This is a genomic window from Demequina sp. NBRC 110051 (assembly GCF_002090055.1).
Taxonomy (GTDB): Bacteria; Actinomycetota; Actinomycetes; order Actinomycetales; family Demequinaceae; genus Demequina.
In genome coordinates this window covers 214,371-228,092 of record NZ_BBRH01000007.1, presented here as the reverse complement: position 1 = coordinate 228,092, position 13,722 = coordinate 214,371, and the positions used below count along the sequence as shown (strand labels likewise).

The 13,722-nt window shown below is 69.2% G+C and carries 15 protein-coding genes; 9 read left to right on the top strand and 6 right to left on the bottom strand.

Annotated elements, in window-relative coordinates; all coding sequences use genetic code 11:
• Positions 1-22: 22 nt before the first annotated feature.
• Positions 23-409 (top strand): phage holin family protein, encoded by a 387-nt coding sequence (locus B7K20_RS02600; protein WP_159449301.1) that lies wholly within the window; start codon positions 23-25, stop codon positions 407-409.
• Here B7K20_RS02600 and B7K20_RS02595 read toward each other — a convergent pair.
• Positions 387-1,844, bottom strand: coding sequence for a hypothetical protein (locus tag B7K20_RS02595; RefSeq protein WP_084100000.1), 1,458 nt, complete (start codon positions 1,842-1,844; stop codon positions 387-389). The genes B7K20_RS02600 and B7K20_RS02595 overlap by 23 nt on opposite strands.
• A 4-nt stretch (positions 1,845-1,848) precedes the next feature.
• Entirely contained in the window at positions 1,849-2,106 is a 258-nt protein-coding gene (locus B7K20_RS02590; RefSeq protein WP_144018496.1) for a hypothetical protein, read from the bottom strand.
• A 101-nt stretch (positions 2,107-2,207) separates the two neighbouring features.
• Between B7K20_RS02590 and purB the strand changes: the two genes are divergently transcribed.
• Positions 2,208-3,632, top strand: coding sequence for an adenylosuccinate lyase (purB, locus tag B7K20_RS02585; RefSeq protein ID WP_084099997.1), 1,425 nt, complete (start codon positions 2,208-2,210; stop codon positions 3,630-3,632).
• A 10-nt stretch (positions 3,633-3,642) separates the two neighbouring features.
• Here the strand turns inward: purB and B7K20_RS02580 are convergent, their stop codons facing one another.
• Complete coding sequence (locus B7K20_RS02580; RefSeq protein WP_084099996.1) at positions 3,643-4,326, bottom strand: MOSC domain-containing protein; 684 nt, start codon at positions 4,324-4,326, stop codon at positions 3,643-3,645.
• Between the two features lie 71 nt (positions 4,327-4,397).
• Here B7K20_RS02580 and B7K20_RS02575 point away from each other — a divergent pair, with 71 nt between their 5' ends.
• Both B7K20_RS02575 and B7K20_RS02570 read left to right on the top strand, forming a co-directional pair.
• Entirely contained in the window at positions 4,398-5,219 is an 822-nt protein-coding gene (locus tag B7K20_RS02575; protein WP_084099994.1) for a CPBP family intramembrane glutamic endopeptidase, read from the top strand.
• A 30-nt stretch (positions 5,220-5,249) separates the two neighbouring features.
• Positions 5,250-7,730 (top strand): lysylphosphatidylglycerol synthase transmembrane domain-containing protein, encoded by a 2,481-nt coding sequence (locus B7K20_RS02570; protein ID WP_084099992.1) that lies wholly within the window; start codon positions 5,250-5,252, stop codon positions 7,728-7,730.
• A gap of 175 nt (positions 7,731-7,905) precedes the next feature.
• Here the strand turns inward: B7K20_RS02570 and B7K20_RS02565 are convergent, their stop codons facing one another.
• Positions 7,906-8,139, bottom strand: a complete 234-nt coding sequence (locus tag B7K20_RS02565) for a hypothetical protein (protein ID WP_144018495.1) — start codon at positions 8,137-8,139, stop codon at positions 7,906-7,908.
• A 121-nt stretch (positions 8,140-8,260) separates the two neighbouring features.
• Between B7K20_RS02565 and B7K20_RS13350 the strand changes: the two genes are divergently transcribed.
• From B7K20_RS13350 to B7K20_RS02545, 4 genes are all read left to right on the top strand, one after another.
• Positions 8,261-8,383, top strand: a complete 123-nt coding sequence (locus B7K20_RS13350) for a hypothetical protein (RefSeq protein ID WP_255372753.1) — start codon at positions 8,261-8,263, stop codon at positions 8,381-8,383.
• A 96-nt stretch (positions 8,384-8,479) separates the two neighbouring features.
• Complete coding sequence (locus tag B7K20_RS02555) at positions 8,480-8,719, top strand: hypothetical protein (RefSeq protein ID WP_084099986.1); 240 nt, start codon at positions 8,480-8,482, stop codon at positions 8,717-8,719.
• Positions 8,716-9,141: a type II toxin-antitoxin system VapC family toxin gene (locus B7K20_RS02550; RefSeq protein ID WP_084099984.1), complete on the top strand. Its 426-nt coding sequence runs from the start codon at positions 8,716-8,718 to the stop codon at positions 9,139-9,141. The genes B7K20_RS02555 and B7K20_RS02550 overlap by 4 nt, the downstream gene beginning before the upstream one ends.
• A complete protein-coding gene (locus B7K20_RS02545) occupies positions 9,138-9,698 on the top strand; it encodes an N-acetyltransferase (RefSeq protein WP_084099982.1) in 561 nt (186 codons plus the stop codon). The genes B7K20_RS02550 and B7K20_RS02545 overlap by 4 nt, the downstream gene beginning before the upstream one ends.
• A gap of 6 nt (positions 9,699-9,704) precedes the next feature.
• Here B7K20_RS02545 and B7K20_RS02540 read toward each other — a convergent pair whose 3' ends face one another.
• Both B7K20_RS02540 and B7K20_RS02535 read right to left on the bottom strand, forming a co-directional pair.
• On the bottom strand, positions 9,705-11,144 hold the full coding sequence (locus B7K20_RS02540; protein WP_234985678.1) for an amidohydrolase: 1,440 nt from the start codon (positions 11,142-11,144) through the stop codon (positions 9,705-9,707).
• Positions 11,145-11,215: 71 nt separating this feature from the next.
• The gene (locus B7K20_RS02535) at positions 11,216-11,845 is read right to left on the bottom strand and encodes an FMN-binding negative transcriptional regulator (protein WP_084099978.1); all 630 of its coding nucleotides are present in this window, start codon (positions 11,843-11,845) and stop codon (positions 11,216-11,218) included.
• A 247-nt stretch (positions 11,846-12,092) separates the two neighbouring features.
• Between B7K20_RS02535 and B7K20_RS02530 the strand changes: the two genes are divergently transcribed.
• A complete protein-coding gene (locus B7K20_RS02530; protein WP_084099976.1) occupies positions 12,093-13,709 on the top strand; it encodes an ABC transporter substrate-binding protein in 1,617 nt (538 codons plus the stop codon).
• The last annotated feature ends 13 nt before the right edge of the window (positions 13,710-13,722 follow it).

Sequence of the window (13,722 nt, the reverse complement as noted above, 5' to 3'; positions counted from 1 at the left end):
TCCGTATGGAAGACTCGCCCGCATGAGGTTTGTGCTGAATGTGCTCGCCATGGCCGTCGCCGTCTGGGTCGCGACGCTGCTGCCCCTCGATGTCGCCGTCACGGGTGGAGAGGGCGAGTGGTGGACCCGTGCGCTGGTCTACGGAGCCATCGGCATCATCCTGCACCTGCTGAATATGGCCGTGAAGCCCGTGCTGCAGATCCTCGCGCTGCCCATCACCATCCTCACGCTGGGCCTGTTCGCGCTGGTAGTGAACGCATTTGTGCTGTGGATCGGCGCGTGGATCACCACCTGGTTCGACGGCATCGAGCTCGAGCTGGGCGGATTCTGGCTGACCCTCGTGGCGGCACTCGTCATCACCATCATCTCGGGCATCGTGCGAGGACTCACGGGCGCCGATCGGGACTGACGTTCGCCGGCCGGGCGGGAGCAGGACTTACCGGCGCCGGCCTAAACTCTCTTCGCCGCGCGCTCACCGACTGCGTGTATCCGCGCACCCCGTCTCGCCAGGCGGCGGTCGAGGGGTCGTTGAGTTTGTCGATGGCCGATGCCGTGGCCCGGTACGTCCTCATCGCATGCAGCGAGATGGGACCCAGGGCCGCCGCGGCGATCGCGTGGTCGCCTGACGCGCGCGCGTCGCCCGACCACGTGGTGACGTTCGCCGCCTCGTCACGGCCTCCCTTGTCGAGGGCCGGCACGGTGTCTGAGACGTCCTCGACGTGCGCGTAGGTGACGCCGTCACGGTGCGGCAGGTCCGCGACGGGTGAGCCGAACGTGACGACGTCGGTGATGGTGAAGCGCTCCTCGATCCCGTCGAGGCCCGCGAGGGCCGTCGCCACCATGCCTCCCTGGCTGTGGCCCACGAGCATCACCTCGGCGTCGCGCGGGATCCTCATGGCCTCCATGGAGTCCACCGTGAAGCGCAGCGAGTCGGCGACCGCGCCGTCCTGGAGGTCTAGATTGCTGCGCCAATCGAACGGGTTGATAGAGGTGACGGAGTTGTCGTACGTGCCGGGGATGGTCACCACATAGCGGTCGTGACTGTCCTCGCCGGTCAGCTGGTCGATCGCCACGACGCCCGTGTCCGCGTAGCTCAGCGAGTCGATGCTCGTGGCGAGCGCCTCCATGCGGCGAGGAACCTCCGAGGGGTGCGCCGGCCCGGCGGGCTGCGCGCCCGCGAGCCGATCCTCGAACACCGCCTCAAGGCCGGTCATGGCCCCCCGCAGGGCAATGACGATCCGGTCGTAGTGGCGCAGCCACGGCGGGCCGGTGGCGTCGAGAGTGCCCGTGACGGCCCCGACCGTGCCGCGATTGACGTAGCCGGTCATGGGTGGCAGCGCATCGGGCGTGAGCGCTGCTCCCACCGGGTCCTCGCCCGCGACGGCCGCGACGGCGCCCGGTACCGACGCACGCCACCCCACCAGCGCGCGGGCGCGGGCGAGCCACCCGACCGTCGCGACCGCATCCCCCACAAAGCGACCCACCGATTCGACCACCCCCACACCGCCGCGCGCCGCGTCCTCGGCCCGCGCGTACGCCTCCGCCACCGCCACCAGGCGCGCGGCGACGTCGTCCACCTCGCGCGACAGCGCCCCCGCGCCGCCCACGTCCCACCGTGCCATCCCGATCACACCGTCCGCCCGGGCGAGCGCGCCGGCCACGCTCGGCCCCGCGCGCGGCAACGCCTCCGCGAGCAGGTCCGCGGCGCGTGCCAGGCGCGTGGCCACGTCGTCGAGCGCGGCGGCAGCATCGTCCACCACGCGTGCGGCCGCCTCGAGGTCCTCGGTCACGGCTTGCGTCCCGCCGGCACCGCCCGCCACGCCTACGGGTACCGGGTCGCTCATGCCCTCACCACTGCCCCGCCCGTTCCGCCGCATCCTGCGCGAGCCGCCACGCCACCCGTGCCTCCTCGATATGCCCCGCGAGCGCCTCGACCCGCCACTGCAGCCCCTCCACCTCGGCGCGGAACTCGTCGGCGGCCGCCGAGACCCACTCGACCCCAGCGGCCGAAGCGAGCCGACGACGAGCCTCCTCCACGGCATCGGCCGCCGCCTCGATATCGAACGCCGGAAGCCACAGCGGCACCGGCACGCTCACCCCGTCCATAGGGCGACGCTACGGACGGCAGCCGACCACGGCATCGGCCGTCCGGTGGGCTGTGGACAGCGCCACCGCCCGGGCGCGCCTGTGCATGGAACAATGGCCGCGTGACTGAGTGGAACCCCGCCTCGTATGTGACCCTCGCCGACGTCCAACCCGCGATCGCGCTCACCCCGCTGGACGGGCGCTACCGCTCGGCCGCCGCGCCGCTCGTCGACCACCTGAGCGAGCCCGCGCTGAACCGTGCGCGCCTGTTCGTCGAGGTCGAGTGGTTCATCCACCTGTGCGCCACCGCCGCCGTGCCCGGCACGCGCGACCTCACGGTCGAGGAGATCGCGTTACTTCGCACCATCCCCGCCGAGTTCGGCGCCGACGGCATCCGCGAGCACGCCGAGATCGAAAAAGTGACCGTCCACGACGTCAAGGCGATCGAGTACTACATCAAGCGCCGCATCGAGGGCACGAGCCTCGCGCCGCTCGCCGAACTCGTCCACTTCGCGTGCACCTCCGAGGACATCAACAACCTGTCCTACGCGCTCATGGTGAAGGGCGCCGTCCAGCAGGCCTGGCTTCCGGCGGCCGATGCCCTGGTCACCCAGGTCGCCGACCTCGCCCGCTCGACGGCCGGCACCCCCATGCTGTCGCGCACGCACGGCCAGACCGCGACACCCACCACCCTGGGCAAGGAGCTTGCTGTGCTCGCGCACCGCCTGCGCCGCCAGCTTCGTCGCATCGAGGGCCAGGAGTACCTGGGCAAGATCAACGGCGCGACCGGAACGTTCGGTGCCCACACCGCTGCCGTGCCGAGCACCGACTGGGTGAGCGTGTCGCGGACCTTCGTGGAGGGCATCGGCCTCACCTGGAATCCCCTCACGACGCAGATCGAGAGCCACGACTGGCAGGCCGAGTTGTACGCGGACGTCGCCCGCTTCGGTCGCATTCTGCACAACCTCGCCACCGACGTGTGGACCTATATCTCGCTGGGCTACTTCGCGCAGGCGGCCGTGGCGGGGGCGATCGGCTCGTCGGCCATGCCGCACAAGATCAACCCGATCCGGTTCGAGAACGCCGAGGCCAACCTCGAGATCTCCGCGGCGCTGCTCGACACGCTTGCCTCGACGCTCGTCACCTCGCGCCTCCAGCGCGACCTCACCGACTCGACCACGCAGCGCAACATCGGCGTGGCGTTCGGCCACTCGCTGCTCGCGATCGACAACGTGCGCCGCGGTCTGGGCGCCCTGTCCGTGAACGAGGCCGCGCTCGCCGCCGATCTGGATTCGTCGTGGGAGGTGCTCGCCGAGCCCATTCAGTCGGCGATGCGTGCGGCCGCCATCGCGGGCGTGCCCGGCATGGAGAACCCCTACGAGCGCCTCAAGGACCTCACGCGTGGGCACGTCATCGACGCCGCGGCGATTGGTGAGTTCGTCGACGGGTTGGAGTTGCCTTCGGAAGTGAAGGAGCGCCTGGCCGCGCTCACGCCCGGCACCTATGTGGGGCTCGCGGAGAAGTTGGTGGCCGACTACCTCTCATAGGGCGGCTCGCTCAGCCGGCGGTCACCAGGTCCCCGACCGCGATCGCGCCCGGCGTGACCACGTCCAGGTAGATCGCGACGCGCAGGTCCCGGGACTTGCCGAGCGGCTGCAACCAGCGGGTCGCGTCCGTGACACCGTCCTGGGCCAGGTCGATGGTGCGGCACCGCTCGATCCGCCCGGCAGGCTGCAGCACCGCGGTGCCGATGCGCACCTCGCCCTCCCATCGCTCCTCCTCGAACGGCTCCGTCGTTGCGACGACGAGGTTGGCGCGCAGGCGGCGGGCGTCCGCGTCGGCTCCCAGTTCCCGCGCGCACCAGTCGAGCGTCGCGGTGCCCACGAGGGACACGGCGCCGTCGTCGAAGTGCGGCACGTCCGTCTCGGGAGCGAGCGCCACCTCGGCCGCGAGCGCGTCCGCGAGCCAGGCGTCCACGGCAGGATCGCCGGCCAGCCCGTGGCGCCCGCCGGGCCCGCTGACCACGACGCCCTCGGCCCGTGTCGCGGCGCTGAACGCGAACACGCCGTCGCGGCGCACCATGCGCTTGGTGTTCTTGCCGGAAGCCAGGCGCGAGTCACCGTCGCGGACCGCCCATGCACGGTCGCCCACCAGCCCGCGCGCGTCGAGGTCCACTCGGTCCAAGGACTCGCCGCCCATCGACTTCACCGGATAGCGGCGGATCGCGGTCACCACAGTCATGCCTCGAGACTACGGCCCGTGCCGCGGCGGGGTGACGTAGCGAACGTGCCGCTCGTTAGGGTGGCGTGACCATGGATACGTCAGCGGACGCCGCCCAGCCAGCCACGGCATCGGCCGTCCAGACAGCCGTGCCCAGCCGACGGCGCCTCAAGGTCGAGATTGTCATCGTGCTAGGCCTGTCGCTGGGTTACTACGCGATCTCGGCGGCGATCACGCTGGTAGAGCGCTACCTTGCCGAGCCGGCGATTGGGCAGCAGTCCACGACTCTCAACCCCTCGCGCTCCCAGATCGACTACCTGGACCTGCTCTCTCAGGTGGTGCGCCAGGCGTATCTCTTGATGCCCGTCGCGCTGGCGTTCTACCTGCTGTCGATGGGCGGGCGGTCGGTGCACCGGGTCCTCGGGCTCACCGGCGGTTGGAAGGCGGCGGGGGCCGATGCCCTGCGTGGGCTTGCGCTCGCTGCCTGCATCGGCCTGCCGGGGCTTGCGCTCTACGCGGTGTCGCGGGCGCTCGGCCAAACGGTGCGGATCGACACGTCGGGGCTGCCCGATGCGTGGTGGGCCGCCACCATCCTGTTGCTCTCGGCGGCCGTCGCGGGGGTGCTCGAGGAGACGATCGCCGTCGGCTATCTGGTGACCCGGCTGAAGGAATTGGCGTGGTCGCCGTGGGCGGCGATCGCGGCATCGGCCCTGCTCAGGGGCGCGTATCACCTCTATCAAGGCTGGCCGATGGCGCTGGGCAACATGGTGATGGGTGTGGTGTTCGCGTACTGGTTCCATCGCACCGGACGGCTCGGTCCGCTCATTGCAGCGCACTGGACGCTCGACGCGGTGTCCTTCATCGGCCCCGAGCTGGTGCCGGGCGAGTGGCTCGAGGCCCTCGGAGTCGCCTAAACCGGCATTTCACCTCCTAGACTCGAGGCCATGGCCGACCGCGACGCGACGCAGGACGCCCCTGCCAGCGACGATCCGCTCCGGGGGGTCACGGTCATCGACGCACCCGAGACCCGGGTGCACCGCGTCACGGACATCATCGCGGCCTCGATCACGACGCTCGGGATCGTGCTGGTGCTGCTGCTGGGCGCCTACGGCACCGCCACCACCGAGGGCCTGACCGAGGATGTGCAGGGCTTCGCGCGCGTGCTGCAGCGCCTCCTGGTCGCGCCCGTCAACCTCTTCTCCGGCATCGTGACGATCGTTGTGCCGCTCGCGGTGATCGTCGACCTGGGCTTCAGGCGCGAGCCACGGCGCATCCTCGAGGTCATCGGCGCTGGCGTCCTGGCGTTCATCGTCACCGTGATCGCCGCGATCACGACACTCGAGTTCGGCGCCGACGAGCTGGTTCGCTCGCTGTCGGTGAGGACCTCCGAGGGCGAGATGGTGGTGCAGCTGCCCGCCTACCTCGCCGCTGTCGCCGCCATGCTGACGGCCGCGGGGCTGCGCACCACGCGCCGGGTGCTGTCGATCTCGTGGCCGTTCGTGTGGATCGCCGCCGCCGTCGGCGTCATCTCGGGCATCGTGACGCTGCCTGCGGCGATCACCGTGGTGTTGATCGGACGCGCCTCGGGCCTGGTGCTGCGCTGGGCGGTGGGCTCGACGGCCGATCGGGCGTATGGCGCGCAGCTCGCCGACGGCATCCGCCGGGCGGGGTTTGAGCCGCGCAGGATCGTCCGCGCCGACCATCACGACGCGTACGAGCCGGAGGGGCACGACGATGTCGCCGCGGCGATTGGCCGCACACGCTCCGGTCGCATCTACTCGGTGACGACCGTCGAGGGCCACCAGCTCATCGTGCTCGCGCTCGACGGCGACCAGCACGCGGCCGGCTTCATCTCCAAGTGGTGGCAGACCATCCGTTTCCGCGGCCTGGACCCGCGTGCCGAGGTGAGCCTGCGCCACGCGGCCGAATCCACGGCGCTCGTCTCGCACGCCGCACGCTCGGCGGGCGTGCGGACCGCGCGCGTGCTGGGCATGAGCCAGGCGCGCGACACCATGCTGGTGGTCTACCAACGTCCCGTCGCCATGCGGGCGCTGTCGGAGATGACCGCCGACGAGGTCGACGACGAGATGCTCGACTCGATCTGGTCGCAGTTCGGCCAGGCCCATGCCGCGGGCGTCGCTCACCGCCAGGTCTCGGCCGACACGATCCTGGTGGGCGACGGCGAGGCCACAGGCACGCCGCTGGTCTGGATCACCAGCTGGGACATGGGCGAGGTGGCGACATCGACGCTCGCCCGGCGACTCGACAACGTCCAGGTCCTCGCGGCCACCGCGGCGATCGTGGGATCGGACCGCGCCGTCGACGCGGCTTTCCGCGCGTTGGGCGAGGACATCGTGGAGCAGGTCGCGCCCCTGCTCCAGTCCATCGTGCTGCCGCGCTCGACGCAGAAGGCGCTCAAGGCGCACGGCGACCGGCTGAAAGACACGCGCGCGGCGATCGTGGCGCGTGTGCCCGATGCCGAGATCGAGCAGCAGAACATCGCCCGTTTCGGGTGGCGCACCATCATCCTGTTCGGCGCCGCCGTCCTGATCGGCACCGTCATCCTCACCACGTTCAACACCCAGGAGGTGCTGGGGGCGCTGTCGAGCGCGAACCCCGCGTGGCTCGTCGGAGCCTTCGCGTGGTCGCTGCTGACGTATGCGGGTGCAGCCCTGGCGATGCTCGCTTTCTCGCCCGTGCGGCTGCCCTGGGGCCGGGTACTGTTCACCCAGGTAGCGGCCGGGTACATCGCCGTCGCCGTGCCCGCTGGCGTGGGGCCCGCAGCGCTGAACCTGCGCCTGCTGACGCGCCGGCGCGTGGCGGGACCACTCGCGGTCGCGACGGTCGCGCTGGTGCAGGTCTCCGCGGTGGTCGTCACCGTGATCGGACTCCTGGCCCTGACGCTGTTCACCGGCTCCGAGGGCACGCTCGCTGCACTGCCGTCGACGGCGGTGCTCATCGGCATCGGCGTCGCGGCGGTGGTCATCACGGCGTTCATGCTGGTGCCCAAGGTGCGGCGCTGGACCCTCGCCAAGATCATGCCGACCGTGCGCCAGACATGGCCGCGTCTGGTGCAGATCCTGGGCCAGCCATGGCGCCTGGCCCTGGGTCTCGCGGGCAACCTGGTGCAGACCGTGGCCTTTGTCGGCACCTTCTACTGCACCCTCGAGGCCTTCGGCCAGGACCTCGCGATCATCGACGTGACGATCCTGTTCTTCCTGTCCAACGCCGTGGGCGCGGTGGTGCCGACCCCCGGTGGTTTGGGAGCCGTGGAGGCCTCTCTGATCGCCGGACTCACGGGTGCGGGCGTTCCGCTGCCGGTGGCGACGCCGGTGGTGCTGATCTATAGGTTCATCACGTACTGGATCCGTATCCCGATGGGATACGTGGCCATGCAGTGGCTCAACCGCAAGGGTGAGATGTAGCTGCTGTAGGCAGACGGACAACCTGAAACATTCGACCCTCCTTGCGGCGTCTCTTCGACCTGGCAGTGCAATGGAGACTTTCCGCCGCAAGGCTCTGCCCCTAGCGTGGTTGCCGACCTGACGCGGCCCGGTGCGCGGTGCCACTCCCCCCACGACATGTTGGGCACGCCACCCGCTACGCGCTGAGCCACACGAAGATGCCGGCCGTCAAGACCACCGTGAGACCACACGCCACGATGATCCGCGGCTTCCACGCACGAGTCCACGGCACGACGGCCACCGGGTACATCCACACGGCAGACCCGACCGCGATCCACATCAACGTTTCAAGAGGATCGGAAAGACCGTCGTGCGGCGTCCCACCGAAAACCCAGCCGGTGCTCAGCAGAGCAATGGCGTACACGAACATCGCACCAGCGGAGCTCAAAGGCATGGCCCACAAGAAGTGCCATGGGTTCGCCGGCTTGTCCATCCCCTACCCCCCGGTCGGCTCGTTTGCGGCACGCTACCGCGCGGCGGTTAATGCACACATGGCAGCCACTCTCAACGGCGACGTGCTCGGTGGCTGGGTGTCCTCGCCCACTCAGTCGGTTCCCGTGGCCGATGCCGTGGTCACCGGAACCCTCTACGGCCACGCCCTGGCGACGGGCTGAGTTCTCGCTAGCCTCGTCCGTCGCGGCCACGCGACGCCCCCTAGCAACGCGCAGGCGAGGCGCCTACGATGTAGATACCTATCTAGGAGGTGGCAGGTGAGCGTCCGCGAGTTCAAGTCTCAAGACCTCAATCAACGACCCGGTGTCGTGACGGCCGCGGTCGATGCGGATGGAGAGGCTGTCATCACTCGGCGCGGCGTTCCGGTCTACCGCGTGGTGCGCATCGAGCACGCGACCCCTTCGACGTCCCTGTGGGACGCGGTCCGCGCACTCCCGAGCGGTGACAACGCGGACTTTCCGGGCCTCGACGGCACACTCGACGAGCTCGACCGGTGAGCGCCACGCGCTACGCGCTCGACACGAATGTCCTGTCAGAACTGCGCCGCACCACGCCGGACCCGGCCGTGGCCCGATGGTCGCGGTCGGTCAGCGTCACGGACCTGTTCCTTCCCGCCGTCGTGCTCATGGAACTGCGCCACGGCGCGGCGCTGATTCGCCAGCGCGGCGACGCACCGCAGGCGGACGGCCTCGAGACCTGGATCGACGGCCTTGTCGTCACCTTTGATGGCAGAGTCCTCGACTTCACGGCCGATGCAGCCCAGTTTGCGGCGACACTAACGTCGCGACCTGACGCCCCAGGGCTCGCTGACATCATGATCGCCGCCACCGCCCAGGTGCACGGCATGCCCGTCGCCACCCGCAATGTCCAGGACTTCGCCCGCACCGGAGTCGCCGTGCTCAACCCTTGGGAATCATGACCGTCACGCACACCGTCCGCCCGGCCACCGCATCGGACATCCCCGCGCTTGTCGACCTCGCCGCCGTCACCTTCCCACTCGCGTGCCCGCCGACCACCACGCGCGAGGCGATGGACGCGCACATCGCGGCCAAGCTCAACGCCGACGTGATCGGCGGGTGGATCTCATCGCCCACCCATGCCGTGGTGGTGGCCGATGCCGTGGTCGCCGGAACGCTCGACGGCTACGCCTTGGCGACGTTCGGCCCGTGCAGCGACCCCGAGGCCGCGGTCGCGCTCAGCGACGCGGGCGTCGCCACCGACCCGATCCATGAGCTGTCCAAGATCTACGTGCGCGCCGAGGCCCACGGCGGCGGCCTCGCCGGCGCGCTCATGGAGGCGGCCGTGGCCGCCACCCGTGAGGGACACGGCCCCGGCCCGGTGTGGCTCGGCACCAACGATGCCAACCTGCGCGCGCAGGCGTTCTACCGGCGCCACGGCTTCACCCTGGTGGGCGCACGTACCTTTGACGTGGGCGGCAACCGCGAGACCGACGTGGTGATGCTGCGCTTGTCCTAGACGCGGTCAGGCAGCTGTCCCGGACGACGATGCCTCGACATCGCTCGACCACGTGCAGCGACCGCCGACGAAGGTGGCCGCCACGCCCATGGCGCGGAGCTCGTCGGGCCCGCATGTGTAGGGGTCGCGGTCGGTGACGACGAGATCAGCCGGCTGTCCCACCGCGAGTGTGGTGCGGCTAGACGAGGCGAGCGCGACGTCCAGGGGAAGGCACAACTCGGGGTGCCAAGGCTCGCGCCCGTCCCGCGTGCGGAAGACCGCGGCGGCGATCGACATCCACGGATCCAAGGGAGCGACGGGTGCGTCGGATCCCAGACGCAGCCGTGCACCGGCGCGGTGCAGCGCGCCGAAGGCGAACGCGCGGTCGCTCCTTCCGGCCCACACGTGGTCCGCAATGTCACGGTCGTCCATCGCGTGTTCGGGCTGAATGCTCGCGGTCACGCCGAGCGCGCCAAATCGCGCAAGATCCTGGTCGCGCACCAGTTGCGCATGTTCGATCACACCGCCGATGCCCAGGTCGGCAAACGCGTCCAGTGCTTCCGTATTGGTGCGGTCACCGATCGCGTGTACGGCCGCCTCGATGCCCGCCTCATGCGCACGCGACAGCAGCACACGCAGCCCTCCCGGCGTGACACCGGGCAAGCCGTACGCCTCGACGTCGGCGGAATCCGTACCGGGGTAGGGGTCCCAGCACCATGCCGTCCGGGTGTTGAGCGAGCCATCGGCGACGACCTTGAGTCGCCCGAACGTGACGAGACCGGCATCGTCGACGATGTCACCCGTCCGGATGCCCCTGGCAATCACGTCGTCGAGTCGGTCCGGCCACGCTGCGACCTCGACGCGCAGGGCATCGAAGCCCTCGGCGGTCCGCGCCGGCCATTGCGCCACATTGTCGGCATTCTCGAAGTCGACGACGCCCACCAAGCCGCGGGCGGCACCCGCCTTGGCGGCCTCCTGAAACGCCGACACGGGTAACTCGATGTTGCCGTCGATCACGCCGAGTGCGGCGACCATGGGGGCCTCGCGCAGCAGTCCCGAGGAGTCAATGTCCACTCCGAGCCGGGCCGCCGCGGCGGTGTTCATCCATCCACAGTGGAGGTCGCCGCTAATCATCACCGCGGGTACGTCGGGCACGGCAGCGTCGAACGCAGCGAGCGTGGTCGGCGAGCTCCACAGCGCGTCGCGGAACCCGTATCCCACCAAGAGTCCGCCCAAGAAAGGTGCACCGATCTCGCGTGCGGTGCGCATGCGATCGAGGGCTTCCTGTGGCCCCGCGCAGCCGTCGAGGTCGACGCGCATGCGCCGGATGACCTGCTGAGTGAAGTGCACATGCGAGTCCCACAGGCCCGGGCCGACCCACCTACCCTCGAAGTCGCGAACCTCACCGGTGCGGGGGGCCTCACCCGCCGGGGCGAGGACGGCAATCACGCCGTCGCGAATGGTCACATCACAGGGCTCCCCGCCGTAGGGCCGCACATTAGCGAGAACCAGGCCTGAGTCCGCGTGTGCCTGCGCGCTCATGCCACACCGTTGATGTGAGCCATGCGCCGCGCCAAGGGGGCGTTCTGGTACGGGCCGGGCTGCTCGAGTGCGGAGATCACACGGCCGACGACCTCCGCGGGCTTGTCTTGGCTCATCTTCTCCTTGGCTTCGACCCGCTCGATCCTCATGCGGAAGCCCACGGTGCCGCGCACGATGCGCTCCGCGTAGGCGGCGTTCTCCGTCGTCTGACGCATCAGGTGTGGCTCCGGCAGCGGCGCCTCAAAGTGCGCCACAAGCCGGTCGAGGACCTGCAGGTTCTCGTCATCGGACAGGATCTCGGGCGTGCCATACAGGTGAGCCACGGCGAAGTTCCACGTGGGCACCGCGGGTGACGTGCCGTACCAGCTGGGCGAGACGTAGCCGTGAGGGCCGTAAATGATCGCCATCGATTCGTGGCGGCCAAGTTCGTGCAGCCGCTCGTCCGGCCGTCCCACATGGCTCACGAGCACGATGTCGTCCGGATCGTCCTCAAGCAGCACGGGATAGTGAGAGGCCACGACCCCCCGCTCGGGCACGTGCGTCACAAGAGTCATCCACGGGTGCTCGCGGATGAGATCCCGAAGAGCGGCACCATCGCCGAAGTCGTAGTCCGGGTTGTGGCGCATGGTGGCTCCAATCGTGTGGCGACGAAGGCTGTTCGCTGATGCATGGGACCGCTTGCCGATCGGTTTCAGCGACGTAAACGAAGTCCCAGCGTGCCCGATACTAAGTTTCGTACTTGTAACAAGTTCAAAAAATTCTGAAGATTCATCTGATTTTGAAGATTGAGGGTCTAACGTCGTGGCCAGCCTCCAGCCCCGGGGGCGCCAATCCGACCACGGGCCGCACGAGCCGTGGCGACAAGGAGAACTCATGCGGAAACCACGTAACAGGCTAGGCGCGGGCCTCGGCGCGGTGGTCGTGGGCGTCATCGCCCTCGCCGGCTGCTCCAGTGCCGATGAGGAAGAGGCCACCCCCACCACCGAGGCAGCTCAGGAACCCGTCCGCTTCGCAGTGGAAACCCCCGACCACCTCATCCCCGGCAACCACTTCGCTTCGTACAACATCGTCGAAGCGCTGTGGGCCCCGCTCGTCCAGCTCGACGAGAACGGCGACGTCAGCTTCCTCGCCGCCGAGTCGGTCGAGTCTGACGATGCGGTGACCTGGACCGTGACACTGCGTGACGGGTGGACCTTCCACAACGGCGACCCCGTCACCGCGCAGGACTATGTCGACACGTGGAACTACGCCGCATACGCCCCGAACGCATGGGTCAACGCGGGCCAGCTCGCGAACATCGTCGGATACGACGAGACCAGCCCCCTCGAGGGCGAACCCACGGCCGAGACGCTGTCGGGACTGACCGTCGTCGACGACCTCACCTTCACTGTCGAACTGGAAAACCCGGATCGCCAGTACCCCTTGCAGTTGACCATCGGACAGACGGCGCTCTACCCGCTGCCGTCGGAGGCGTTCGACGACCTCGAGGCGTTTGAGGCGGATCCGATTGGCAACGGCCCCTTCAAGGCGTCGAGCTCGTGGACTCCCGACGCACCGCTTGAGACCGTCGCCTACGAGGACTACGCCGGGCCCGAGCCGACAGTCGACGCGATCACGTTCGTCCCCTACATCGACACGACCGTCGCCTACACCGACGCCCTCGCGGGCGAGGTCGACATCGTCGGCATTGCCGCCGCCCAGGCTCAGCAGGCTCGTACCGACTTCCCCGACCACCTCTACGAACTCGATGCCCCTGGCGTCGACTTCCTCGGGTTCAACATCGAGGACCCGCGCTTCAGCGACATCCGTGTACGACAGGCCATCTCGATGGCCATCGACCGCGAGGCGATCAACGACGCCGTGTTCGGCGGCTCGCAGATTCCCGCCACCTCGCTGACCTCACCGTCCATGCCGGGCGACCCGGCCGGCATCTGCGGCGAGTACTGCGAGTTCGACCCCGAGGCGGCCAAGGCGCTGCTCGACGAGGCAGGCGGCTTCGAGGGCACCATGGAGATCCTGTTCGTCGCGAACTGGGGTCAGGAAGACCTGTTCGAGGCGATCGCCAACCAGATTCGCCAGAACCTCGGCATCGAGGACGTGGTGCCCACGCCCGCCGCTGACTGGGCGGCCTTCACCGATCAGGTCATGAGCGGTGACGTCAACGGACCCTTCCGTGCCCGCTGGGGTGCGCTGTACCCGAGCCAGCAGAACACGCTGCAGGCGGTCTACACCGCCGAGGGCGAAGGAAACTTCGGTGCGGGCGGTTACTCGGAGCCCGAGGTCGACGCGCTCATCGCTGAAGCCAACGCCGCCGAGACCGCGGAGGCCTCCTACGAGGGATACACGGCCGTCCAGGAACGCATCCTCGAGGACTTCCCGACCATCCCGCTGTTCGGCAACCGCTACCTCTACGTGACCTCCGAGCGCATCGCTGGCCTTCACACGGTCTCGGGCGCTCCCGACCTCACGCAGATCCAGCTCGCGTCGTAACTCCCACCTCGAA

What these genes read in the sequence shown, in the direction of transcription:
- B7K20_RS02600 (WP_159449301.1), top strand. Translation starts at nt 23, where the DNA reads ATGAGGTTTGTGCTGAATGTGCTCGCCATGGCCGTCGCCGTCTGGGTC.
- B7K20_RS02595 (WP_084100000.1), bottom strand. Translation starts at nt 1,844, where the DNA reads ATGAGCGACCCGGTACCCGTAGGCGTGGCGGGCGGTGCCGGCGGGACG.
- B7K20_RS02590 (WP_144018496.1), bottom strand. Translation starts at nt 2,106, where the DNA reads ATGGACGGGGTGAGCGTGCCGGTGCCGCTGTGGCTTCCGGCGTTCGAT.
- B7K20_RS02580 (WP_084099996.1), bottom strand. Translation starts at nt 4,326, where the DNA reads ATGACTGTGGTGACCGCGATCCGCCGCTATCCGGTGAAGTCGATGGGC.
- B7K20_RS02575 (WP_084099994.1), top strand. Translation starts at nt 4,398, where the DNA reads ATGGATACGTCAGCGGACGCCGCCCAGCCAGCCACGGCATCGGCCGTC.
- B7K20_RS02570 (WP_084099992.1), top strand. Translation starts at nt 5,250, where the DNA reads ATGGCCGACCGCGACGCGACGCAGGACGCCCCTGCCAGCGACGATCCG.
- B7K20_RS02565 (WP_144018495.1), bottom strand. Translation starts at nt 8,139, where the DNA reads ATGTTCGTGTACGCCATTGCTCTGCTGAGCACCGGCTGGGTTTTCGGT.
- B7K20_RS13350 (WP_255372753.1), top strand. Translation starts at nt 8,261, where the DNA reads ATGGCAGCCACTCTCAACGGCGACGTGCTCGGTGGCTGGGTGTCCTCG.
- B7K20_RS02545 (WP_084099982.1), top strand. Translation starts at nt 9,138, where the DNA reads ATGACCGTCACGCACACCGTCCGCCCGGCCACCGCATCGGACATCCCC.
- B7K20_RS02535 (WP_084099978.1), bottom strand. Translation starts at nt 11,845, where the DNA reads ATGCGCCACAACCCGGACTACGACTTCGGCGATGGTGCCGCTCTTCGG.
- B7K20_RS02530 (WP_084099976.1), top strand. Translation starts at nt 12,093, where the DNA reads ATGCGGAAACCACGTAACAGGCTAGGCGCGGGCCTCGGCGCGGTGGTC.